This window comes from Nocardia sp. CC213A, assembly GCF_030766805.1.
In the GTDB taxonomy this organism is placed as follows: Bacteria; Actinomycetota; Actinomycetes; order Mycobacteriales; family Mycobacteriaceae; genus Nocardia; species Nocardia otitidiscaviarum.
The window spans coordinates 12,115-33,975 of sequence record NZ_JASFXA010000019.1 but is presented as its reverse complement, the minus strand read 5'-3'; the positions used below and the strand labels follow the sequence as shown (position 1 = coordinate 33,975).

General features: G+C 69.4%; 22 protein-coding genes. 8 read left to right on the top strand and 14 right to left on the bottom strand.

Annotation, left to right across the window (positions count from 1 at the left end; genetic code table 11):
- Positions 1–54: 54 nt before the first annotated feature.
- The 5 genes from QJS31_RS28650 (at position 55) to QJS31_RS28630 (ending at position 4,411) form a co-directional block, all read left to right on the top strand.
- Positions 55–912 carry an RNA polymerase sigma factor RpoD/SigA gene (locus tag QJS31_RS28650; protein ID WP_306358172.1) on the top strand — a complete coding sequence of 286 codons (858 nt, stop codon included), beginning with the start codon at positions 55–57 and terminating at the stop codon, positions 910–912.
- A gap of 123 nt (positions 913–1,035) precedes the next feature.
- Positions 1,036–2,463 carry a lipase family protein gene (locus tag QJS31_RS28645; RefSeq protein ID WP_306358171.1) on the top strand — a complete coding sequence of 476 codons (1,428 nt, stop codon included), beginning with the start codon at positions 1,036–1,038 and terminating at the stop codon, positions 2,461–2,463.
- A 121-nt stretch (positions 2,464–2,584) separates the two neighbouring features.
- The gene (locus tag QJS31_RS28640; RefSeq protein WP_282782792.1) at positions 2,585–3,460 is read left to right on the top strand and encodes an oxidoreductase; all 876 of its coding nucleotides are present in this window, start codon (positions 2,585–2,587) and stop codon (positions 3,458–3,460) included.
- A gap of 70 nt (positions 3,461–3,530) precedes the next feature.
- The gene (locus QJS31_RS28635) at positions 3,531–4,022 is read left to right on the top strand and encodes a transcriptional regulator (RefSeq protein WP_306358170.1); all 492 of its coding nucleotides are present in this window, start codon (positions 3,531–3,533) and stop codon (positions 4,020–4,022) included.
- The gene (locus tag QJS31_RS28630; protein ID WP_372341780.1) at positions 4,019–4,411 is read left to right on the top strand and encodes a DUF3817 domain-containing protein; all 393 of its coding nucleotides are present in this window, start codon (positions 4,019–4,021) and stop codon (positions 4,409–4,411) included. Before QJS31_RS28635 ends, QJS31_RS28630 begins: the two co-directional genes overlap by 4 nt.
- 74 nt (positions 4,412–4,485) lie before the next feature.
- On the opposite strand, the gene rdgB is transcribed toward QJS31_RS28630, so the two are convergent.
- From rdgB to clpS, 10 genes are all read right to left on the bottom strand, one after another.
- Positions 4,486–5,094, bottom strand: a complete 609-nt coding sequence (gene rdgB / locus QJS31_RS28625) for an RdgB/HAM1 family non-canonical purine NTP pyrophosphatase (protein ID WP_306358169.1) — start codon at positions 5,092–5,094, stop codon at positions 4,486–4,488.
- Positions 5,091–5,858 carry a ribonuclease PH gene (gene rph / locus QJS31_RS28620; protein WP_282785438.1) on the bottom strand — a complete coding sequence of 256 codons (768 nt, stop codon included), beginning with the start codon at positions 5,856–5,858 and terminating at the stop codon, positions 5,091–5,093. Before rph ends, rdgB begins: the two co-directional genes overlap by 4 nt.
- A gap of 41 nt (positions 5,859–5,899) precedes the next feature.
- Entirely contained in the window at positions 5,900–6,664 is a 765-nt protein-coding gene (locus QJS31_RS28615) for a cyclic nucleotide-degrading phosphodiesterase (protein ID WP_282785437.1), read from the bottom strand.
- Between the two features lie 68 nt (positions 6,665–6,732).
- Positions 6,733–7,419 carry a rhomboid family intramembrane serine protease gene (locus tag QJS31_RS28610; protein ID WP_372341781.1) on the bottom strand — a complete coding sequence of 229 codons (687 nt, stop codon included), beginning with the start codon at positions 7,417–7,419 and terminating at the stop codon, positions 6,733–6,735.
- Between the two features lie 64 nt (positions 7,420–7,483).
- Complete coding sequence (locus QJS31_RS28605) at positions 7,484–8,446, bottom strand: PLP-dependent cysteine synthase family protein (protein WP_306358168.1); 963 nt, start codon at positions 8,444–8,446, stop codon at positions 7,484–7,486.
- 4 nt (positions 8,447–8,450) lie between these two features.
- Positions 8,451–8,726, bottom strand: coding sequence for a MoaD/ThiS family protein (locus QJS31_RS28600; protein WP_282785434.1), 276 nt, complete (start codon positions 8,724–8,726; stop codon positions 8,451–8,453).
- A gap of 47 nt (positions 8,727–8,773) precedes the next feature.
- On the bottom strand, positions 8,774–9,199 hold the full coding sequence (locus QJS31_RS28595) for a M67 family metallopeptidase (RefSeq protein ID WP_282785433.1): 426 nt from the start codon (positions 9,197–9,199) through the stop codon (positions 8,774–8,776).
- 85 nt (positions 9,200–9,284) lie between these two features.
- Positions 9,285–10,349 (bottom strand): P1 family peptidase, encoded by a 1,065-nt coding sequence (locus tag QJS31_RS28590; protein WP_306358167.1) that lies wholly within the window; start codon positions 10,347–10,349, stop codon positions 9,285–9,287.
- A 26-nt stretch (positions 10,350–10,375) separates the two neighbouring features.
- Positions 10,376–10,945 carry a DUF2017 domain-containing protein gene (locus tag QJS31_RS28585; RefSeq protein ID WP_282785431.1) on the bottom strand — a complete coding sequence of 190 codons (570 nt, stop codon included), beginning with the start codon at positions 10,943–10,945 and terminating at the stop codon, positions 10,376–10,378.
- A 22-nt stretch (positions 10,946–10,967) separates the two neighbouring features.
- The gene (clpS, locus tag QJS31_RS28580; RefSeq protein WP_029926511.1) at positions 10,968–11,324 is read right to left on the bottom strand and encodes an ATP-dependent Clp protease adapter ClpS; all 357 of its coding nucleotides are present in this window, start codon (positions 11,322–11,324) and stop codon (positions 10,968–10,970) included.
- 229 nt (positions 11,325–11,553) lie between these two features.
- Here clpS and QJS31_RS28575 point away from each other — a divergent pair, with 229 nt between their 5' ends.
- Both QJS31_RS28575 and QJS31_RS28570 read left to right on the top strand, forming a co-directional pair.
- Complete coding sequence (locus tag QJS31_RS28575) at positions 11,554–12,861, top strand: nicotinate phosphoribosyltransferase (protein ID WP_306358226.1); 1,308 nt, start codon at positions 11,554–11,556, stop codon at positions 12,859–12,861.
- A 264-nt stretch (positions 12,862–13,125) separates the two neighbouring features.
- Positions 13,126–13,692, top strand: a complete 567-nt coding sequence (locus QJS31_RS28570) for a nicotinamidase (protein WP_282780554.1) — start codon at positions 13,126–13,128, stop codon at positions 13,690–13,692.
- Between the two features lie 159 nt (positions 13,693–13,851).
- On the opposite strand, the gene QJS31_RS28565 is transcribed toward QJS31_RS28570, so the two are convergent.
- On the bottom strand, positions 13,852–14,712 hold the full coding sequence (locus QJS31_RS28565) for a metallophosphoesterase (protein ID WP_282780556.1): 861 nt from the start codon (positions 14,710–14,712) through the stop codon (positions 13,852–13,854).
- 125 nt (positions 14,713–14,837) lie between these two features.
- Between QJS31_RS28565 and QJS31_RS28560 the strand changes: the two genes are divergently transcribed.
- Positions 14,838–16,895 (top strand): ATP-dependent DNA helicase, encoded by a 2,058-nt coding sequence (locus tag QJS31_RS28560; protein ID WP_282780558.1) that lies wholly within the window; start codon positions 14,838–14,840, stop codon positions 16,893–16,895.
- 165 nt (positions 16,896–17,060) lie between these two features.
- Here QJS31_RS28560 and QJS31_RS28555 read toward each other — a convergent pair whose 3' ends face one another.
- The 3 genes from QJS31_RS28555 to glgP all read right to left on the bottom strand — a co-directional run bounded on the left by QJS31_RS28555 (position 17,061) and on the right by glgP (position 21,842).
- Positions 17,061–17,609 (bottom strand): DoxX family protein, encoded by a 549-nt coding sequence (locus QJS31_RS28555; protein WP_282780560.1) that lies wholly within the window; start codon positions 17,607–17,609, stop codon positions 17,061–17,063.
- A 166-nt stretch (positions 17,610–17,775) separates the two neighbouring features.
- Positions 17,776–19,140 (bottom strand): NCS2 family permease, encoded by a 1,365-nt coding sequence (locus QJS31_RS28550; protein WP_282780562.1) that lies wholly within the window; start codon positions 19,138–19,140, stop codon positions 17,776–17,778.
- Between the two features lie 128 nt (positions 19,141–19,268).
- Complete coding sequence (glgP, locus tag QJS31_RS28545; RefSeq protein ID WP_282780564.1) at positions 19,269–21,842, bottom strand: alpha-glucan family phosphorylase; 2,574 nt, start codon at positions 21,840–21,842, stop codon at positions 19,269–19,271.
- Between the last annotated feature and the right edge of the window lie 19 nt (positions 21,843–21,861).

Genomic DNA, 21,861 nt, shown 5'->3' with positions numbered 1-21,861 from the left:
CTGATCTAACTTTGTTCCGTCACCACCACACGGCGGCCGAACCGGAGGCAACGCATGAAACACAGCACCGCGATCACCGTCAGCATCGATCCGGTCAAGGACTACCTGCGCGCCATCGGCCGCACGGCCCTGCTCACCGCCGAACAGGAGTACGAGTTGGGTGCGCGCATCGCGCGGGGCGGTCCCGACGGCCGCCGCGCGGCGGACCACATGGTGCGGGCCAATCTGCGGCTCGTGGTCTCCATCGCCAAGCACTATCCGGTTCCGGCCGGATGGTCGCTGCTGGATCTCGTCCAGGAGGGCACACTCGGACTGATGCGGGCGGTCGAGAAGTTCGAACACGAACGGGGACTGAAGTTCTCGACCTACGCGACCTGGTGGATCAAGCAGTCCATCGGGCGTGCGCTGGCCGACCGCAGCCGCACCATCCGACTGCCGGGGCACGTCTCGGAGGTGCTCAACCGGGTGGTGCGCACCGGGCGGGCACTGTCGCAGCAGCTCGGGCGCGAGGCCACCGCGGCGGAGATCGCGGCCGAACTCGAACTGGAACCCGAGCGGGTGCGTGAGCTCATGCGCCAAGGGCGAGAACCGATTTCGCTGCACACGCCGGTGGGCGAGGATGATGCGGAGTTGGGTGCGCTCATCGCCGACCAGGCCCCGGATCCGTCGGAGACCGTCACCTCGGGCGCCCTGCGCGAGCAACTGGCCAAGGCGCTGCGGACGCTGCCCGAGCGGGAGGCGCAGGTGCTCGCGCTGCGGTACGGGCTCGACACCGGTGAACCGCGCACCCTGGAGGAGGTCGGCCGAATCTTCGGGGTGTCGCGGGAACGAGTGCGGCAGATCGAGGCCAAGGCGATGCGAACCCTGCGACAGCCGGGACGCAGCGCACTGCTCGCGGATCTGCTGGGATAGGTCACACCCGTCTGGGTCACGTCATGACCAGGCGCTCTTGTGACCCGCGTCATGGCTGGTGCATACTCGAACCCACTTTTGAGACCAGGCGGACTCACATGAGTCCGCTCAGAGAGGTTCACCGTGGCACCACTCCGCATTCGCGCATCGAAATCGCTGGTCGCCGTCGCCGCCATCGCGGCGGCGCTGCCGCTGGCACTGTCCGGGACGGCGGCTGCCGACCCCGTCCCGGACCCGCCGTCCCAGCCGGTCGAGGTTCCGGTTCGTCCGGCTCTGCCCTTCCCGCAGCTACCGCTGCCGCCCGGCTTCGATCCGGACTTCTACCGGCCCGCACCCGAGACCTATCGCGACAAACAACCCGGCGACATCATCGCGGCCCGACAGGTCAACCTCGCCAACCTGTCGTTCCTGCCGGTGAACATCGACGCCTGGCAGCTGTCCTACCGGTCCAGCGATTCGCGCGGCGAACCGATCGCGGCCGTGGCGACCGTGATGAAGCCGCGCGGCCACGTCGCCGACCGGCCGCTGTTCTCGTATCAGATCGCCGAGGACTCCACCGGCAACTACTGCATGCCCTCCTATCAGCTGCAAATGGGCTCGGCGCCCGCGCCGATCACCGGCTCACTGCTGGTGCCCGCGCAGTTCCTGGAGGTGCAGGCCGCGCTGGCGCAGGGCTGGGCCGCCGTGGTGCCGGATCACCAGGGTCCCGATTCCGCCTATGCGGCAGGCCCTTTGGCGGCGCACATCACCCTCGACGGCATCCGGGCGGCGCAACGATTCGCGCCCATGGAGTTGCCGGGGACGGCGACCCGGGTCGGGCTCATGGGGTACTCCGGCGGAGCCATCGCCACCGGGCACGCCGCGGAATCACAGGCCGCCTACGCACCGGAGCTGAATGTGGTCGGCGCGGCCTACGGCGGCGTGCCGGCCGATCTGGCGGCGGCACTGCGACTGGCCAACGGGAATCTGTCCTCCGGACTCATCTTGGCGGCCGTGCTGGGACTGTCACGGGAGTATCCGCAGCTGGCGAATTTCCTGGAGCGGCACATGAATCCGCTCGGGCGCGGGCTGCTGGCGATCAAGGATCAGCTGTGCGCGAGCTACCAGTCCTACCTGGTGCCGTTCGCGAACAATCTCGGCATGCTCGACGCCGATCCCTTCCAGGACCCGGGGGTGCTCGAGGTGCTCGACCGCACGCGGATGGGGCAGGCCGTTCCGAACATGCCGGTGTACCTGTACCAGGCCAATATGGACTGGCTCATCCCGGTCGGCCCGGTGAATGAGTTGGTGGACACCTACTGCGTCGACCCGAACGCCAGTGTCGAGTACACCCGCGATCACTTCAGCGAACACCTGACCCTCGACCCCATCGCCGCGCCCCGCGCCCTGCTCTGGCTGAAGGACCGCTTCGCCGGACTCCCGGCCGACTCCGGATGCCGGACCACCGATGTCGGTTCCATGACCCTCGACCCGGTCACCTGGCAGGTCTGGGGCGAGACCGTCGGCACCACCCTGGCGGCCGCCTTCGGCCAGCCCATCGGCAGCCGCTGACCGGCCGCCGCGCCGAAATTGGCGGGTATCGTCTACCCCTGGAACTTACTCTGAAGTAAGGTCGAGTGCGGGGCCGCCGTCTGCGGCTCCGCACCGAACCGGAACCAGTGAGGTCTGACCCATGGCGTGGAAGCCCAGCGAGATCCCGGACCAGTCCGGACGCACTGTCGTGATCACCGGAGCCAATGGCGGCATCGGCGAGCAGACCACCACGGTCCTCGCGAGCAAGGGTGCCACAGTCGTCATGGCCTGTCGCAATACCGCCAAGGCGCAGGAGATCGCCGACCGCATCCCCGGCGATGTGCGGGTGGCCGAACTGGATCTGGCCGACCTGGGTTCGGTGCGCCGCTTCGCCGACAGCAGCGGCGAATTCGACGTGCTCATCAATAACGCGGGCCTGATGAACATTCCGTTCTCGCGCACCCGGGACGGGTTCGAAACCCAGTGGGGCGTCAATCATCTCGGGCACTTCGCACTGACCGGGCTGCTGCTGGACCGGATCGGCGACCGGGTGGTCACGCTGGCCTCCATCGCGCACCGGCAGACCCCCAAGCTGTGGATCGACGATCTCAACTATGAGCACCGCCGCTACCAGCGCAACCTCGCCTACGCGCAGTCCAAGCTGTCGAACCTCATGTTCGCCCGCGAACTGCAACGCCGCCTGAGCGAATCCGGCTCCGCCAAGCGCTCCTACGGCGTGCACCCCGGCGTCTCGGCCACCGATCTGTTCGCGCGCACCGAGACCCCCTTGGACAAGATCTCCAAGCCCTTCGTCCGCATGATCGGCCACTCCCCCGCCCGCGCCGCGCACTCCTCCCTCTTCGCGGCCACCATGCCCGACGCCGACCCCACCGTGTACTGGGGTCCGACTCGGCTGTTCGGCAGCCAGGGGCCGGTCGAGCCCTCCCCTTCCAGCCACCTGTCGCAGAATCGGGAACTCTGGAAGCGGCTGTGGGAGGAGTCCGAGCGCCGCACCGGCGTCACCTACAAGTTCTGATCCCGAGCGCGGTGTCCGCCGCGCCACCTGCCTACTACGGGGTGCGTAGTAGGCGGGTACCGTGGAGGGCGTGTCCGCTCCCCACCGCCGCCCGGCGCTCATCATCCTGGTGGTCGTGACGGCCGTGGCCTGTCTTGGGCTCGGCTACTGGCAGTGGACGCGATTCGAGTCCGGCAACGGCACCGCGCAGAATCTCGGTTACGCCCTGCAGTGGCCGCTGTTCGCCGGGTTCGCGCTGTGGGCGTATTTCCGCTTCGTGCGGTTGGAACGCGACGCCGAAGCCGGGTCCGAGACCGACGACCGAACCGAGCCGACGCCGCGGACCGAGACCACCGATGAACGCGGCGGTATCCGGGGCGTCCTGGCGACGTGGCGCGCCGGGCGGTCCGGACCGCGCGAGATACCGGCGGGCCTGCTGCCGGAGCGCCCCACCGCCGCCCGCGACGAGGACCCCGTCCTCGCCGAATACAACCAGTACCTGGCCGACCTGCACGCCCGCGATATCGAGGAGCAGATGCGCGGTGCGGGCATGCGCCCCGACACCGAGAGGAGCGCCGGGTGAGCACCCGCGACAACTCCGCCGATACCCCCACCCTGGCGCCCCGCCCCGCCGGAGCCGCGGCACCCGAGAAGATCCGCGGCGCACTGCTGCGCTACCGGGTACTGGCCTGGATCACCGGCCTGTGGCTGCTGGTCCTCACCGGCGAGATGATCTACAAGTACGTGCTGCTCGAGGACTCGAGCACCGCACCCGAGTGGCTGTTCTACATCGGCCAGATCCACGGCATCTTCTACATGCTCTACCTGGTGTTCACCATCGACCTCGGCATCAAGGCGCGCTGGCAGCCCATGACCACCTTCGCCACCGCGCTCGCGGGCACCATCCCATTCCTCTCCTTCGTCTTCGAGCACAAGCGCACGCAAGAGGTGAAGGCCACCTTCGGCCTCTGAGCCGCCGCAGACCAGTGCGCCCCGCCGGTGATCCGGCGGGGCGCACTCGTTCGTGGGATCAGGCGTTCGTGGGATCAGGGTCGGGCCAGGGCCGCCAAGGGGGGTAGGAGTTGGCGCAGGGCGCGGCCGCGATGCGAGGCGGCGTCCTTCTCGGCGGGCGTGAGTTCGGCCGCGCTGACCGTACCGCCGTCCGGGACGAACAGCGGATCGTAGCCGAATCCGCCGTCTCCCAGCGGCTTCCGGTTGATGACGCCGGGCCACTCGCCGCGAACCACCTCTTCCACGCCGTCGGCGACCAGGGCGCAGGCGGAGACGAAGCGCGCGCCGCGGCGCTCGTCGGGGACGTCGCCGAGCTGGGCCAGCAGCAGCCGGTTGTTGGCCTCGTCATCACCGTGCACACCGGACCAGCGTGCCGACAGCACACCCGGCATACCGTTCAGCGCGTCCACGGCGATACCGGAATCGTCCGCGACACAGGGCAATCCGGTGGCGGCGAAACCGTCGCGGGCCTTGGCGAGGGCGTTCTCCTCGAAGGTCGCGCCGGTCTCGGGAGCCTCGTCGTAGGGCGACACGTCGTTCAGGCCGACGATCTCGATGCCCGCGATACCCGCCTCGTCGAGAATGCGGCGCAGCTCCGCGAGCTTCTTGGCATTGCGGCTGGCGACCAGCACGCGGCGGCTCACTTCTTCTTCTCCCCCGGCTCCGGCAGCACACCCGGATACGGCAGCGCGAGCGCCTCCTTCTGGATGGCGAAGATCTGCTCACAGCCCGCCAGCGCGGCATCGAGCAGCTTGTCGAGGGTGGAGCGCGGGAAGGTCGCGCCCTCACCGGTGCCCTGGATCTCGACCAGGGTGCCGGTATCGGTCGCCACCACGTTCATATCGACCTCGGCGCGCGAATCCTCCTCGTACGGCAGGTCCAGCCGCACCCGGCCGTCCACCACACCGACGCTCACCGCGGCGATGGCGCACGAGATGGGCTGCGGATCGGTGAGCTGACCGGCCGCCGCCAGATAGGTGACGGCATCGGAGAGCGCCACGTACGCGCCGGTGATGGCGGCGGTGCGGGTGCCGCCGTCGGCCTGCAGCACATCGCAGTCGATGGCGATGGTGTTCTCACCGATGGTGGACAGGTCGATGCAGGCGCGCAGCGAGCGGCCGATGAGGCGGGAGATCTCCTGGGTGCGGCCGCCGACCTTGCCCTTGACCGATTCCCGGCCGCTGCGGGTGTGGGTGGCGGCGGGCAGCATGGCGTACTCGGCGGTCAGCCAGCCCAGGCCGGAATCGCGCCGCCACGGGGGCACGCCGTCGGTGACACTCGCGGTGCACATCACCCGCGTCTGACCGAACTCCACCAGCACCGATCCCGCCGGATGCGTGGTGAATCCCCGGGTGATGCGTACGTCGCGGAGCTCGTCGTCCGCCCTGCCATCGGCTCGTTTCGACACGGACACAGCCTAGTGCGCGGCGGACTCGGTGACCCAGTGGGTCAGATGTCGAAGGTCTCGCCGGGCGATACGGCGTGGACGGGGCCGGTGAAGACGGCCTTGGCCTCGGCGATCACGTCTTCGCGGGAGGTCCACGGGGGGATGTGGGTGAGGAGCAGTTCGCCGACGCCCGCCTCGGCGGCGATCATGCCCGCCTCGGTACCCGAAAGGTGAATGCCGGGTGGGCGATTGGCCGGATCGTGAGTCCAGGACGCCTCGGAGAGCAGGACGTCCGCACCGCGGGCCAGCTCGTACACCTCGTCGCAGAGGGCGGTGTCACCGGTGTAGACGAGGGTGCGCCCGGTGGCGGTGGTGATGCGCAGACCGTAGGACTCCGGCGGATGGAACATGCGGCGGGCCTCGACGGTGTGGCCGGGGCCGAAGGCGATGGGCGCGCCGACCGACCACTGCCGCATATCGATGACATCGGACCAGTCGTCGCATTCACCGCCGATTTCGGCGGAGGCGTTGCCGATCCGCAGCGAGGTGTCCGACGGCCCGTACACGACCGCCTTGCCGGACGGCGGATTGGGGTGATACCGGCGCCACACCAGCAGCCCGGGCAGATCCAGACAATGGTCGGCGTGCAGATGCGTGAGGAAGATGTCGACCTCACCCGGATCCAGATACTTCTGCAGCGCGCCCAGCACACCCGGACCGAAATCGATAACGGTGGGCGTCATATCCGGGCCGGTGAGCAGATATCCCGACGCCGGCGAATCCGGGCCGGACACGCTACCCGAACACCCGACGACTGTGAGGCGCATTCCCCCATGCTGCCACGCTGCTGTCTCATTCAAGGAGGGATCCCCCATATCGCCGACCGGATCCGCTGTCACCCCGACGACGCGAGACGGCCGGCGTTAGCCCCGCGACGATGACGACGTGCATCACCAGAGAGTACCCACCCGGCAACCAGGCCACCCATCGCCCCGAAAAGATGCCCTTGCCAAGAGATTCCGTCCTGTCCCGGCAGCACTCCCAACAGGATGGACCCGTACAGCAACCCCACCACCAGACCGATCACGATCTGGGTGGCGTTCCGGGCGAAGAAGCCCCGGGAAATCAGATAGGTGAGCCAGCCGAACACCAGCACCGAAGCGCCGATGTGCACCGAATTCACCTCCCCGGTGAGCCAGGTGCCGAATCCACCGATCACCCAGATGATGGCCGTCGCCGCCAAGCCGCGCCCGATTCCGCTGAGCAGCGTGAGCAGACCGAGCACCAGCACCGGCACCGTATTGCCGAAGAGGTGTTCCCAATTGGCGTGCAATACGGGCGCGAACAGAATGCCGGCCAGGCCCTCGTCGGTTCGCGGGCGCACACCCTCGTAATCGAGATTGTGCCCCGTTACCGAATCCACGCCCTCTACCCCGTAGAGAAACGCGGTAAACGCAAGAATTATCGCAATGGCGCGCTGCCACAACAGCTTCAGCGCCGTGGATCCCCGCGTGCTGGTCTCGGGGTTGGTCAGCTGTCCGCGCAGTCGTCCGATCCGGTCCGGATCGAACGACGCACCCATGCCGGCACCGCCGCTCATGGCACGACCTCCTAGAACGCTCGTATCTCCGAGCGTACCGGGCGCACTAGGCCCAGAGCTGACCGTCGAGCCGCTCCTCCGCCTCCTCGAGGGTGCCGTCGTACGCGCCGGTGGACAGGTACTTCCATCCGGCGTCGGCCACCACGAAGGCGATATCGGCGCGCTTGCCCGCCTGCAGCGCCTTGCGGCCGACGCCGAGCGCGGCGTGCAGGATCGCGCCGGTGGAGATGCCCGCGAAGATGCCCTCCTCCAGCACCAGCTCCCGGGTGCGGCGCACCGCGTCGTAGGGGCCGACCGAGAAACGGGAGGTGAGCACGGACTCGTCGTAGAGTTCGGGCACGAAGCCCTCGTCGAGGTTGCGCAGCCCGTAGACCAGTTCGCCGTAGCGCGGTTCGGCGGCGACGATATCGATCTCGGGCAGCTTCTCGCGCAGGAAGCGGCCGGTGCCCATGAGGGTGCCGGTGGTGCCCAGACCCGCCACGAAATGCGTGATCTCGGGCAGGTCGGCTAGGATCTCCGGGCCGGTGGTCTCGTAGTGCGCCAGCGCGTTGGCCGGATTGCCGTACTGGTAGAGCATCACCCAGTCCGGGTGTTCGGCGGCGATCTGCTTGGCCCGCGCCACCGCCTGATTGGAGCCGCCCGCCGCCGGGGAGTCGATGATCTCCGCGCCGAACATGGTGAGCAGCTGCCGCCGCTCCACCGAGGTGTTCTCCGGCATCACGCACACCAGCCGGTAGCCCTTGAGCTTGGCCGCCATGGCCAGCGAGATCCCCGTATTGCCGCTGGTGGGCTCGAGGATCGTGCAGCCGGGGGTGAGCCTGCCCTCGGCCTCGGCCTGCTCGATCATCCGCAACGCCGGACGGTCCTTGATGGACCCGGTCGGATTGCGGTCCTCGAGCTTGGCCCACAGCCGCACGTGGTCGTCGCCGTCCCAGCGCGGGGACAGGTTCTTCAGCCCGACCAGCGGAGTGTTGCCGAGGGTCTCGATCAGCGACTCGAAGCGTGCCACGGTATTACGCGCCGCCCGCGACGGCCGGGAGGATGGTGACGGTGCCGCCGTCGGTGACCTCGGCCGCGAGCCCGCCCTCGAAGCGCACGTCCTCGTCGTCGACGTAGATGTTGACGAAGCGGTTCAGCTTGCCGTCGGAGAGCAGCCGATCCTTCAGTCCCGGGTAGTTCGATTCCAGATCGTCGATGACCGCGGCCAGGGTCGAGCCCTCGGCCTGCACCCGCTTCTCGCCCTTGGTGATGGGCCGCATGATGGTGGGGATGGACACGGTGACCGGCATGGGTGCTCCTTGCTCGTTTCCTGCTGGCGTGGTCGCGCGGGGAGTGCTCAGGCGTCCACCGCGTAGTCGGCGACGACCCGGACCGGCTCCTCGGTGACCTGGCCGTCGATGATGCGGTAGCTGCGCAGTTCGTGCTGTTCGGGGTCGCGGGTGGAGACCAGCACGTAGTGGGCGTCGGGTTCGGAGGCGAACGAGACGTCGGTGCGGCTCGGGTAGGCCTCGGTGGCGGTGTGCGAATGGTAGATGACCACGGGCGCCTCGTCGCGGTCGTCCATCTCGCGCCACACCCGCAGCTGTTCGGCGGAATCGAACCGGTAGAAGGTGGGCGAGCGCTCGGCGTTGATCATGGCGATGAACCGCTCGGGACGATCGGAACCCTCCGGACCGGCGATGACACCGCACGCCTCATCCGGGTGATCGGCGCGCGCGTGCGCCACCATCTTGTCGACGAGGTCGGCCTTGATCACCAGCACTGTCGCATTCCTTCCGCTCACCGGCCCTCAACAGTCGAGAATATGCGGCTATTCCCGACGAACCGGAACCGGGAGGCGCGGGCGGTCAGCCCGGGAACAGGTCGGCATAGGCCGGAACGCCCGCGACGGCGGTGGCGCTGCGGATGGCGTCGACCACCGCGCGCTCGACGCAGACGGCGGCGGCCGTGCAGAGCTGATCCAGGATCAGCAGTTCCGCCGCGAAGGCGGGCGGCAGGCGAACGCCCTGGTCGGCGGCCTGCACGGTACCGGTGGCGACGGCGAACAGGGTATCGCCGTCCAGCGGGGAGTGGACCGGGCGGATGGCGCGGGCCAGCCCGTCATGACCGGTGGTGGCCAGGCGGCGGCAGGCGGCCGGGCCGAGGTCGGCGTCGGTGGCCACCACGCCGATGGTGGTATTGAGCACAGTGCCCTTCACCGGCAGCGCGTTGGCGGCGGCGAGCTGTTCGGCGGTGGCGGGCCGCAGGCCGAAATAGTCGGGACCGTCCGTGCCCGCACCCCACGGCAATCCGGTGCGCGGGTCGAAGACCGAACCCACCGGATTGGCGACCACGAGTGCGCCCACGGTGACCCCGGCGGCCGGCCCGTCGGTGAAACGCACACTGGCGGTGCCGATTCCGCCCTTGATCGACCCGGCCCGCGCGCCGACGCCCGCACCCACCGACCCGCGCGCGAAATCCACGGCGGCCGCCTCGGCGGCCAGGAAGCCGAAGTCGGCGGTGGGCCGAATATTCCACGCCCCCACCGGAAGATCGAAGATCACCGCGCTCGGCACGATCGGCACCACCCGGCTCGGATCGGCGGGATCCATCGGAATGCCCTCGCCCCGTTCCTCGAGCCAGCGCATCACGCCGTCGGCGGCGGCCAGACCGTAGGCGCTGCCGCCGGTCAGCAGTATCGCGTTGGCCTGGCGCACGGTATTCGACGGATCGAGCAGATCGGTTTCCCGGGTACCGGGACCGCCGCCGCGCACGTCCACGGCCGCGACCGCACCGCCCGGCGCGCGCACCACGGTGCAGCCGGTCGCCGCACCGGAGCCGAGCGTGGCATCGGCGTCGAGCACATGGTGGTGCCCGACCAGCAGGCCGGTCACATCGGTGAGCGAATCGCGCGGTCCAGCAGCCGTGTTCACGCAGCCCACGCTAGCGGTGCCCACGGTCAGGGAGCCAGGGCCTGTAGCAGCGAATCCTGCATCCAGGTCAGCCAGTGGTAGACATCCAGGTGCGGGGCCCGGGGATCGTCCGGGTCCAGCATGTCGGGCGTGTCGGCGTCGATGCCGAGGGCGGTGCCGAGGGCGAGCCGAATGTCGTTGAGGGAGGTCAGCCAGGCGTCGGCCTGCTCGGGCGAAAGGTTGATCTTCCCGCCCTGGGCCGGAACGGTGTCGAGGACCACCTGTCCGGCCGTGACCTTGGCCTCGATGATGTCGGGTTCGTGCAGGCTGCGCAGCGCGCTGTTGAGGTCGGCGCGGTCGGCGTCGGGAGAACCGGGTTCGGGGCGGTGGAAGTCGGGCAGCAGGCGGCGCAGCCGGGGATCGTCCGGCGGGGCAGCATTGCCCATCTGTAGCCCGGTGAGGGCCGCGAGATCGTCCTCGGGGGCCTCACCCGCCCGGTCGGTCAGCAACCCGGTGACCGCGCCGACGAGGGAACGCAACACCTCCGCCTCGTGGGCGTCCATTTCCGAGCGTAGTTTCGGCCCGCTCAGGGAGTTCTTCCTGCTCCACTTCCGCACGGGCCTACCGTAGTCGTCCGGATCAGTCGTCACGCTGCATGGTCGCCCACAGTCCGGCCGCGTGCAGGCGCTGTACGTCGTGTTCCATCTTGTCCCGCGACCCGGAGGACACCACGGCCTTGCCCTCGTTGTGCACCTTGAGCATCAACTCGGTTGCCTTGCCTTTGCTGTAGCCGAACAGCTTCTGGAAGATGTAGGTGACGTAGTGCATGAGATTGACCGGATCGTCCCAGACCACGGTCACCCACGGCCGGTCCTCGGCCTCCAGGATCTCGGTGTACTCGACCGCCTCGGGGGTCGCCTGCGCCGCCGACAATGTCAGGTTCGCGCCGACCGGACCGGCGGCGATCCGGACAGCGTCTTCTATGCACAGACCCATAACACCCAGGGTACGACTTGACCCCGGAGAAACAACAGACGCCGCGGCTGTGTTCGATTGCCCTCCGCTGCGCTCCGGGCGGGTTCGCGGCGCTGGAAGTCTCGGTTCTTCCCTCCCTCCGCTCCTCCGCTTCGCTCCCCCGCTCCGGTCAGTCCAGAACCGAGACGCGCCGCGAACCAACCCAGCGTACGAGTTCGGGTATACGGCGTGCAGCAGAATGGGGCGTGTGATGCCTGACCGTGATTCCAGCACCGCGTTGTTGACCGACCAGTATGAGTTGACCATGCTGGCGGCGGCCTTGGCCGACGGGTCGGCACAGCGGCGCTGCACCTTCGAGGTATTCGCCCGGCGCTTGCCGCACGGGCGGCGCTACGGCGTGGTCGCGGGTACCGGGCGACTGCTCGACGCGCTGCGCGACTTCCGTTTCGGTGCGGCGGAACTCGCGGTGGTCGAGCGGTTCCTGGACGCGGACACCGTGGCGTGGCTGCGCGACTACCGCTTCGGCGGCGATATCGACGGCTACCCCGAGGGCGAACTGTTCTTCCCCGGCTCCCCCATTCTCACGGTGCGCGGCAGTTTCGCCGAATGCGTCCTGCTGGAAACGCTCATCCTGTCGATCTACAACCACGACAGCGCCATCGCCGCGGCCGCCGCCCGCATGGTGAGCGCCGCCGGGGGCCGCACCCTGATCGAGATGGGCTCGCGACGCACCCACGAACTCGCCGCGCCCGCCAGCGCCCGCGCCGCCTACCTGGCCGGGTTCGACGCCACCTCGAATCTGGAGGCCGCCCGCGCCTTCGGGGTGCCCAGCGCGGGCACCAGCGCGCACGCCTTCACGCTGCTGCACAGCGGGGCGGACGGCGCGCACGAGGCGGCGGCCTTCCGCAGCCAGGTGGACGCGCTCGGCGTCGGCACCACCCTGCTGGTGGACACCTTCGACATCACCCGCGGCGTGGCCACCGCCATCGAGGTGGCCGGACCCGAATTGGGCGGCGTGCGTATCGATTCCGGCGATCTGGGCGTGCTGGCCCGGCAGGTGCGCGAGCAGCTGGACGCGCTCGGCGCGACCCGCACCAAGATCGTGGTGTCCGGGGACCTGGACGAATACGCCATCGCGGCACTGCGCGCCGAACCCGTCGACGCCTACGGCGTGGGCACCTCCCTGGTCACCGGCTCCGGCGCGCCCACCGCGGGCATGGTCTACAAGCTGGTGGAGGTCGAGGGGGTGCCGGTGGCGAAACGCAGCTCGCACAAGGAATCCCGGGGCGGCGCCAAGCGGGCGGTGCGGCTGTCCCGGCGCACCGGAACCATGGTGGAGGAGATCGTCTACCCGGCTGCCGGAGAACGCCCGGCCCCCAACGGTTTCGAGGTACGCGATCTCCAGACGCCGCTGGTGCGCGGCGGCGAGGTGGTCGCCGATCCGCCCACCCTGCCCGAGAGCCGGGACCGGCTGGCCCGCGCGCTGGTCAGCCTGCCGTGGGAGGGTCTGAAACTGTCCGTCGGCGATCCGGCGATTCCGACGACCTTCGTCCGCTGAACGGGCGTCGCCACGACCAGGCGGCGACCACCGCCATGCCGACGGCGGCGCCGACGACCGCGATGAACGGGTCCACCGCGTCGCCACCTCCGCTCCACGCCTTGACCACGGTCGCGATACCGGCGAAGGCGATCAGCACCAGACCCGCGTATACGAACCTCATCGAATCCTCCTGCGGACACTTCCGCATGGACCCCTGTCGGTCCGAGCGGCAGAATGCAATACGCAGGCAGCACCGCCGCAGTTCAACCGGGAGGTCGCCCCATGAGCCGAGCCCTGATCGTCGTCGATGTGCAGAACGATTTCTGCGAGGGCGGATCGCTGGCCGTCACGGGCGGGGCGGCGGTGGCGGACCGGATCACCGAGTACCTCGGCGTCTCCGACTACGCCGCCGTCGTGGCCACCCGCGACTTCCACATCGATCCCGGACCGCATTTCTCCGACACGCCCGACTACCTGGACACCTGGCCGCCGCACTGCCGCGCGGATACGCCGGGTGCGCACTTCCACCCCAACCTCGACACCAGCCGCATCGAGCAGGTGTTCTCCAAGGGCGCGTACAGCGCGGCCTACTCCGGTTTCGAGGGCAGCGCCGAGGACGGCACCGCACTCGCGGACTGGCTGCGCGACCACGGCATCGACACCGTGGACGTGTGCGGTATCGCCACCGACCACTGCGTCCGCGCGACCGCCCTGGACGCCCGCGCCGCCGGGTTCGACACGCGGGTGCTGCTGGGCCTCACCGCCGCGGTTTCCCCGGCGACCGCCGACACCGCGCTGGAACAGCTGCGCGCCGCGGGAGTGGAACTGGCGGGCACGCTGGAGAGCTGAGCCGCCGGAGCCGGACGCGCACCGGACCTGGCGAGCGACGTCGGCGGATACGGCCGCGGCAGCTCAGCGCGGGGCCGGTGAACTCAGCCGTTCGAGCGCCAGCGCCTCGCATCACCAGGCGTCAGCGGGCTCGCCACACTCGAGTCCGCGGCAGGCTCGTCAGCTCGCCGCGCGGGACGTCTCCTCGCCATCGCGGGCGTGCGGCAGCGGCAGCACGTACCAGGAGTCGTCGCGGTGGTAGTCCGGGCGCGGGGAGGCATCCGGGTCGGCCGCCAGGCCCTCGACGCGGGTCCACTCGTCGCCGCCGAGGGCGATCCGGTCGGTGTAGCGGTAGTGGAAATGGCCGTGGAACAGGACCGCGGGGCGCAGGGTTTCGACCGCGCGCTGGATGCGGTCCTGGTTCGGTAGGCAGTCCGGGTGTTTCTTGCGGTCGAAATCCGGCGCGGCGGCGCGGGGCTTGTCGTGAGTGAACAGCACGTCCACCGGTGAGCTGTCGGCGTCGAGCAGGGCGTCGAGTTCGGCGTCGGTCATCTGCTCCTCCGGGAACCACAGCGTCCCGGCGGTCTCGCGGACGCGGCGGGAACCGCGGGCGCGCCGCCGTTCGCCGGAGGCGGCGCGCTGCGCCTCCCACTGCAGGCGGCGCTGCTTGTCCACCGAGTACGCCCCGCCGAAGGCGGCGAAGCGGGTGTCCGCCCACGTCCATCGGTGTCCGCGCGGGGCGTAGCGCAGATTGCTGCGGCACCGCAGGAAGCCCTCGTCATCGAGCTTCTCCCCGTACAGCTCGTGCACCAGCGAACTCTTGTCGTGATTGCCGTCCAGGAAGTACACGGTCAGCTCCGCGCGCCGCGCGGCCTTGTTCACCACGTCGAAGTACCGCCGCCCCGAGGGCACGTGTTCCCAGGCCCCGAAGTCGCCGAGCGCGAAGACCCGATCGCATCCGCGCGCCGTCGCCTCCCGCAGGAGCGCCAGCGCGTGTTCGGTGTTGCCGTGCAGGTCGCCGATGATGAGCACCTTCCCCATTCGCATATCCTCCCAGCGCCGCCCGATTCGGTCACTCGCGTTTCGCACCGACACGCCCGCGCCGCCGACCGATCGGTCTCGCACGGACCGTCGGCTTGTCGGCCGGAGTCGCTACGCTGACGGCCGTGCCCGAACTCCCACCCGTGCCGAAACTGTTGTCCACCGCCGTCGAGGCTCTGGGCGGGAAGGAACGCACCGGGCAGCAGACCATGGCGGCGGCGGTCGCGCACGCCATCGACACCGGGGAGCATCTGGCCGTGCAGGCCGGGACGGGCACCGGCAAGTCACTGGCCTATCTGGTGCCGAGTCTGCGCCACGCGGTGCGCACCGGGCGCACGGTGGTGGTCTCCACCGCCACCATCGCGCTGCAGCGGCAGCTGGTGGATCGCGATCTGCCGCGACTGTCGGAGGCGCTGGCCAAGCCGCTGGGCCGGGTGCCGCAGTACGCGATTCTCAAGGGCCGCAACAACTATCTGTGCCTCAACAAAATCAACAGCGCCATTCCGGACGAGCCCGCCGAGGCCGAGCTGTTCGACGCCTTCGCCATCTCCCGGCTGGGCCGCGAGGTGCAGCGGCTCAACGACTGGGCCTCCGACACCGAGACCGGCGACCGCGACGAACTCGCCCCCGGGGTGAGTGACCGCGCCTGGCGGCAGGTCAGCGTCTCCTCCCGCGAATGTCTGGGCAAATCCCGCTGCCCGTTCGGCGTGGACTGCTTCGCGGAGAAGGCCCGCGCCGAGTCCGGACAGGCCGATGTGGTGGTCACCAATCACGCGCTGCTGGCCATCGACGCCATCAGCGGCATCCAGGTGCTGCCCGAACACGATGTGGTGATCGTGGACGAGGCGCACGAACTGGTGGACCGGGTCACCGGGGTGGCCACCGCGGAGCTGTCCACCGCCGCCATCAGCGCCGCCGCCAAACGCTGCGCCAAACTGATCGACGAGCGGGAGGTCGATCGGCTGGAGAGCGCCGCCGAGGCGTGGCACGCCTTCCTGGACGAGCTGCCCGCGGGCCGCTGGGACACCCTGCCCGAGGGCGCGGCCCCGGCGCTGGCGCTGGTGCGCGACGCCGCCTGGAATGCCCGCACCGCGCTCAATCCACAGGGTTCCGGTGCGCCGCAGGGAGATCCGGAGACGGCCGCCACCCGCAATCAGGCCCTCGCCGCGGTGGAGGAGGCGCACGACGCCGCGGTGCGGGTGTTGGAGACGTTCGAGGAGTCCGATCCGGCCGCGCACCGCGATGTGGTCTGGCTGGCCGTGGACGAGATGCGCGGGGTCGCGCGCCGCACCCTGCACATGGCCCCGCTTTCGGTGGGCGGACTGCTGCGCAGCCGCCTGTTCGGCACCGCCACCGTGGTGCTGGCCTCGGCCACCCTCCAGGTGGGCGGTTCCTTCGACAATCTCGCCGTCACCTGGGGGCTGCCGCCGCAGTCCCCCGGACGGGTGGACGCCGCGCTCGCCAACGGGGCGCAGGCCCCCGCCGATGCGGAGCAGGTGCGCTGGAACTCCCTGGACGTGGGCTCCCCGTTCGATCATGCCAAGGCCGGAATCCTCTATGTGGCAAAGCATCTCCCGGCCCCGGGGCGCGACGGCCTGCCGCCCGCCTACCTGGACGAGATCGAACGTCTGGTGACCGCCGCGGGCGGGCGCACCCTGGGCCTGTTCTCCTCCATGCGAGCGGCCAAGGCGGCCACCGAGATCCTGCGCGAGCGGCTCGACACCCCCGTGCTGTGCCAGGGTGACGACGCCACCGGCGCGCTGGTGCGCAAGTTCGCCGAGGTTCCGGAAACCTCGCTGTTCGGCACGCTGTCGCTGTGGCAGGGCGTGGACGTTCCCGGTCCGTCGCTGAGTCTGGTGATCCTGGACCGCATTCCGTTCCCGCGTCCGGACGACCCGCTGCTGGTGGCCCGGCAGCGCGCGGTAGAATCGCGGGGCGGCAATGGATTTCTCTCGGTGGCGGCCAATCACGCGGCGCTGTTGCTGGCGCAGGGCACCGGCCGCCTGTTGCGCAGTGTCGACGATCGCGGGGTTATCGCGATTCTCGATTCCCGTTTGGCCACAGCACGTTACGGCGGATATCTGCGTGCGTCATTGCCGCCGTATTGGGAGACTTCCGATCCCGAGGTGGTTGCCCAGGCTTTGCGACGCCTGACCGGATCACCCGCCGCCGCCTCGAAATAAACCTATCGACGAAAAGCTCCGGTGTGAAACCACTCACATCGGCACCGTTATACTTCCGGACAGAAGTAAATTGGCATGCGGTACTCCGATGACCCCCAATTCCCACATCGAAGTATCCGTGGTCCCCGCGCCAAGCCCTGCACGCGGCGCGGGGACACACAATCCTCAGAGAACCGCCTTCAGAATCAGCGTGAGCACGCCCGCCACAATGGCCAGCACCACCGCGGCGACACCCCACACCACACCCTGCCGGGCCCACGGCCGACCGTGGTCGAGCGAGAACCGGCCCGGACCGGTGAAGGCGAGCGCCGCGGCCGCGAGGGCGAACAGCGCGCCCATCTCCCACATCGCGAAGCCGTCGGACCAGGTGGCGTTGAGGATATTGACGGTGGTGCCGAGCACGATGGCGGCGGCCAGCGGCGTGAGCAGCCCCAGCAGCAAGAGCAGGCCGCCGACGAGTTCACTCAGCCCGGCGAGGGTGCCGAAGAACGCACCGGGGTTGTATCCCATCTGATCGAAGCCGGCATTGGTGGCCTCGAGGCCGTAGCCGTTGAACCAGCCGAACAGCTTCTGACTGCCGTGCACGGCGAACAGGCCGCCGAAACCGACGCGGGCGATCAGCAGGCCGATATCGGTGGCGGTGGCGTCCACGCCCTCCCGGGCCGCCAGGAGGGAGCGGGTCGAACTGGTACCACCGGTGGTGGGTGCGGTCATCGTCTTTTCCTCATCTGTCGACGTCGGTTCGTTACTTCGGCAAAGCATCCGGACCGTGGTCCGCTTCGCATTCAGTGGTAGCCAACCTACGGGACCGGGAGCCTATTCCGGAACCTTCGAAATAGGATGTAATCCCCGTTACATCGACGCGGCGACGCGAATAACGCTATTCGGCGAGGAAGAAGAAGTACGCCAGGAACACCAGCAGCAGCGCCCACATGACCGGATGCACCTCACGCGCGCGGCCTTTCGCCACCATGATCAGCGGGTAGAACAGCAGCCCCATGGCGATGCCATTCGCGATGGAGAAGGTCAGCGGCATCATGACGACGGTGATGAAGGCCGGGACCGCGTATTCCAGCTTGTCCCATTCGATTTCCCCGAGCGCCCGGGACATGAGCACGCCGACCACGATGAGCGCGGGCGCGGTCACCGCCGGAACGCCCGCCACCACGGCGAACAGCGGGAAGAAGAACATGGCGATCAGGAACCAGAACGCCGTGGCGACGGCCGTGAGCCCGGTGCGGCCGCCCGCCGAAACACCCGCGGTGGACTCCACGTAGGCGGTGGTGGTGGAGGTGCCGATGATCGCGCCCGCCGCGGTGCCGATGGAGTCGGCGGCCAGCGCCCGCCCGGCACGCTCGAGCTTGCCGTCCTTGGTGAGCATGCCCGCCTGGTGGGCGACGCCGATCAGGGTGCCCGAGGAGTCGAAGAAGTCGACGAACAGCATCGTCAGCACGACGATGATCATCTTCTCGTTGGTGAAGACGTTCGGCAGATTGACGATGGCCTGACCGAAGGTCTCGTTCAGTCCGTGCGGCAGGTCGACCACCGCACTCGGCAGCTCCACCAGACCCGAGACCATGCCGACGACGGCGGTGACCAGAATGCCGTAGAGTACCGCGCCCTTCCAGCGCAGCACCATGAAGACGACCGTCAGCAGCAGCCCGAGCAGCGCCAGCAGCGTGGTGCCCTGATGGAAGTCGCCCAGATGCACCAGGGTGGCCTCGCTCGCGACCACGATGCCCGCGTTCTTGAAGCCGAGGAAGGCCACGAACAGGCCGATACCCGCGCCCACGGCCAGCTTCATCTGCATGGGGATGGCGTCGATGATCTTCTCGCGCACCTTGGTGACCGCGAGGACGAAGAAGATGATGCCGGACAGCAGCGTGCCCGACAGCGCCTCCTCCCACGGGATGCCCATACTCAGCACGACCGTGTACGCGAAGAACGCGTTGAGCCCCATGCCCGGGGCCAGTGCGACCGGATAACGCGCCCACAGGCCCATCACCAGGGTGCCGACCACGGCGGCCACGGCGGTGGCCGTGAAGACCGCCTGCATGGGCATGCCCTGATCGCCCAGCGGACCGCCGTCGCCGAGCACCGTCGGATTGACCGCGAGGACATAGGACATCGCCAGGAAGGTGACGGTGCCCGCCATGAATTCACGCTTCATGGTCGAGCCGTGGCGGCTGACGCCGAGATACTCGTCGATGCGCCCCTTGGCGCGCGACAGGACGTCGGTGGTCATCGGTGTTCTGCTCCAGTCGGCCGGATGGTGCGGGAGTGCCCCGCAGGCACGTTAGCCGCTCGCATACCGGACGACCGCATCCGACCCGGCGAATAGTGGGCAAATTATCAGGCCGGGTGGCGCGCCCGCTACGGGCTCGGCGTGGCGACCACCCCGAGCTCGGACGACGTGGCGAGCAGCGGATGCTCCGGCAGCACCCGAATGGTGTAGCCGACCGCGCCGGACAGCGGGACCGGGGTCCGCACCTCGAACAACTCGGTGCCCGATTCGGACCCGACGTGGTCCATCGGCACGGTCACGACATCGGACAGCTCGTCGGTGGTCGAGACCCGGCCCAGCACCGCCTGCACCGTGACGTCCACCGGAGCGAGGCCGCCGAGGTCGATGCGGGCGCGCAGCGCCAGGTTCGCGCCGATGACCGGGGTGTCGGGCAGGCCGGAGCTGTCCACCTGGACGACCTTCACCCCGGGCCAAGCGGTCTCGACACGGCGGCGGTATTCGGCCAGCGCGCGGGCGCCGCCGAAATCGTCGCGCGCGACCGCGGCACCGGCCGCGGCGGCGGGACGGTAGTAGTCCACCGCGTAGTCGCGCACCATGCGGGAGGCCAGCACCTTCGGGCCCAGCGTCTGCAGGGTGTGACGCACCATCTCCATCCAGCGCACCGGCATGCCGTCGCGATCGCGATCGTAGAAGCGCGGCAGCACCGATCGTTCCAGCAGTTCGTACAGGGCGGCGGCCTCGAGGTCGTCGCGGCGATGCTCGTCGCGGACGCCGTCGGCGGTGGGGATGGCCCAACCGTTCTCGCCGTCGTACATCTCGTCCCACCAGCCGTCCCGGATGGAGAGGTTCAGCCCGCCGTTGAGCGCGGACTTCATGCCCGAGGTGCCGCACGCCTCCAGCGGGCGCAGCGGATTGTTCAGCCACACATCGCATCCCCAGTACAGGTAGCGGGCCATGGACATGTCGTAGTCGGGCAGGAAGACGATGCGGTGGCGCACCGCCGGATCGTCGGCGAAGCGCACGATCTGCTGGATGAGCGCCTTGCCGCCGTCGTCGGCCGGATGCGATTTGCCCGCCACCACCAGCTGCACCGGACGGTCCGGATCCAGCAGCAGGGCGCGCAACCGGTCCGGATCGCGCAGCATCAGGGTGAGTCGCTTGTAGGTGGGCACCCGGCGGGCGAAACCGACGGTGAGCACATCCGGATCGAAAACCTCGTCCACCCAACCGAGTTCGGCCGGTGCCGCCCCGCGTTCCAGCCAGGACGCCCGCAGTCGGCGGCGCACCTCGGCCACCAGGATCCCGCGCAGCGCGGTGCGGGTAGACCACAGTTCGCCGAGATCGACGTCGCTGAGCCGCTCCCAGCCGCGCGCCTCCTCCACCAGCTCGTCACCGATGAGTTCGCGGGCCTTGTCGATCCATTCGCGGGCGGCCCAGGTCGGGGCGTGCACACCGTTGGTGACCGAGCCGATGGGCACCTCGGCGGTGTCGAAGCCCGGCCACAGCGGGTTGAACATGCCGCGGCTGACCTCGCCGTGCAGGCGTGAGACGCCATTGGCGCGCTGGGCGAGTCGCAGCCCGAGATGGGCCATATTGAACACCGACGGATCGTGCTCGCGCCCCAGGGCCAGAATGCGGTCCACCGAAACCCCGGGCAGCAGCACCGATTCCCGCTCACCATGGGAGCCGCCGAAGTAGCGGCGCACCAGTCCGGCCGCGAACCGGTCGATCCCGGCGGGCACCGGGGTGTGCGTGGTGAAGACGGTCCCGGCCCGCACCGCGGCCAGCGCGGAGTCGAAATCCATTCCGGTGGCCATGAATTCGCGAATGCGCTCGACGCCCAGGAATCCGGCGTGGCCCTCGTTCATGTGGAAGACGTCCGGATCGGGCAGGTCGTGCGCCCGAGTGTAGGCGCGCACCGCGCGCACGCCGCCCACGCCCGCCAGCATCTCCTGTTTGATGCGGTGGTCCTGATCGCCGCCGTACAGCCGGTCGGTGACCGCGCGCAGTTCCGCGTCGTTGTCGGCGATATCGGAGTCCAGCAGCAGCAACGGGATTCGCCCCACCTGCGCGATCCAGACCCGGGCCCGCAGCACCCGGCCCTCCGGCATGGGGACGTGCAGCAGCACGGGCGCGCCGCCCTCGGCGAGCAGGCGCAGCGGCAGGCCCTGCGGGTCCAGGGCCGGGTAGTGCTCGGTCTGCCAGCCGTCGGCGGACAGCGACTGGCGAAAGTAGCCGGAGCGGTACAGCAGGCCCACCCCGATGAGCGGCAGCCCCAGGTCCGAGGCGGCCTTGAGGTGGTCACCGGCCAGAATGCCGAGGCCGCCGGAGTAGTTGGGCAGCACCTCGGTGACACCGAACTCCATGGAGAAGTACGCGATGCCGCGCGGTCGGTCGTGTTCGGGTTGCCGCTGGAACCAGCGCGGCCGGGTCAGATAGTCACGCAGATCGGCCGCCCCCGCGTCCACCCGGCGCACGTAGTCGGCATCGGCGGCGAACTCGTCGAGTCGCGCCGCGGGCACCTCGCCCAGCATCCGCACCGGATCGCGGCCCACCTCCACCCACAGCTCCGGGTCGAGCGCGGCGAACAGATCCTGCGTCGGCGCGTGCCAGGACCACCGCAGGTTGGTCGCCAGCTCGGTCAGCGCGGACAGCCGCTCGGGCAGATGGGCGCGAACGGTGAATCGACGCAGTGCCTTCACCCGCTCGACCCTACCGGGT

Excerpts from the sequence above, each read along its gene's own strand:
- QJS31_RS28550 (WP_282780562.1), bottom strand. The coding sequence starts at position 19,140 with ATGACCACCGACGTCCTGTCGCGCGCCAAGGGGCGCATCGACGAGTAT.
- QJS31_RS28600 (WP_282785434.1), bottom strand. The coding sequence starts at position 8,726 with ATGCCGGTCACCGTGTCCATCCCCACCATCATGCGGCCCATCACCAAG.
- clpS (WP_029926511.1), bottom strand. The coding sequence starts at position 11,324 with ATGGGTCTGTGCATAGAAGACGCTGTCCGGATCGCCGCCGGTCCGGTC.
- QJS31_RS28570 (WP_282780554.1), top strand. The coding sequence starts at position 13,126 with ATGAGCCGAGCCCTGATCGTCGTCGATGTGCAGAACGATTTCTGCGAG.
- QJS31_RS28650 (WP_306358172.1), top strand. The coding sequence starts at position 55 with ATGAAACACAGCACCGCGATCACCGTCAGCATCGATCCGGTCAAGGAC.
- QJS31_RS28640 (WP_282782792.1), top strand. The coding sequence starts at position 2,585 with ATGGCGTGGAAGCCCAGCGAGATCCCGGACCAGTCCGGACGCACTGTC.
- QJS31_RS28615 (WP_282785437.1), bottom strand. The coding sequence starts at position 6,664 with ATGCGCCTCACAGTCGTCGGGTGTTCGGGTAGCGTGTCCGGCCCGGAT.
- QJS31_RS28565 (WP_282780556.1), bottom strand. The coding sequence starts at position 14,712 with ATGGGGAAGGTGCTCATCATCGGCGACCTGCACGGCAACACCGAACAC.
- QJS31_RS28555 (WP_282780560.1), bottom strand. The coding sequence starts at position 17,609 with ATGACCGCACCCACCACCGGTGGTACCAGTTCGACCCGCTCCCTCCTG.
- QJS31_RS28610 (WP_372341781.1), bottom strand. The coding sequence starts at position 7,419 with ATGGGTGCGTCGTTCGATCCGGACCGGATCGGACGACTGCGCGGACAG.
- QJS31_RS28575 (WP_306358226.1), top strand. The coding sequence starts at position 11,554 with ATGCCTGACCGTGATTCCAGCACCGCGTTGTTGACCGACCAGTATGAG.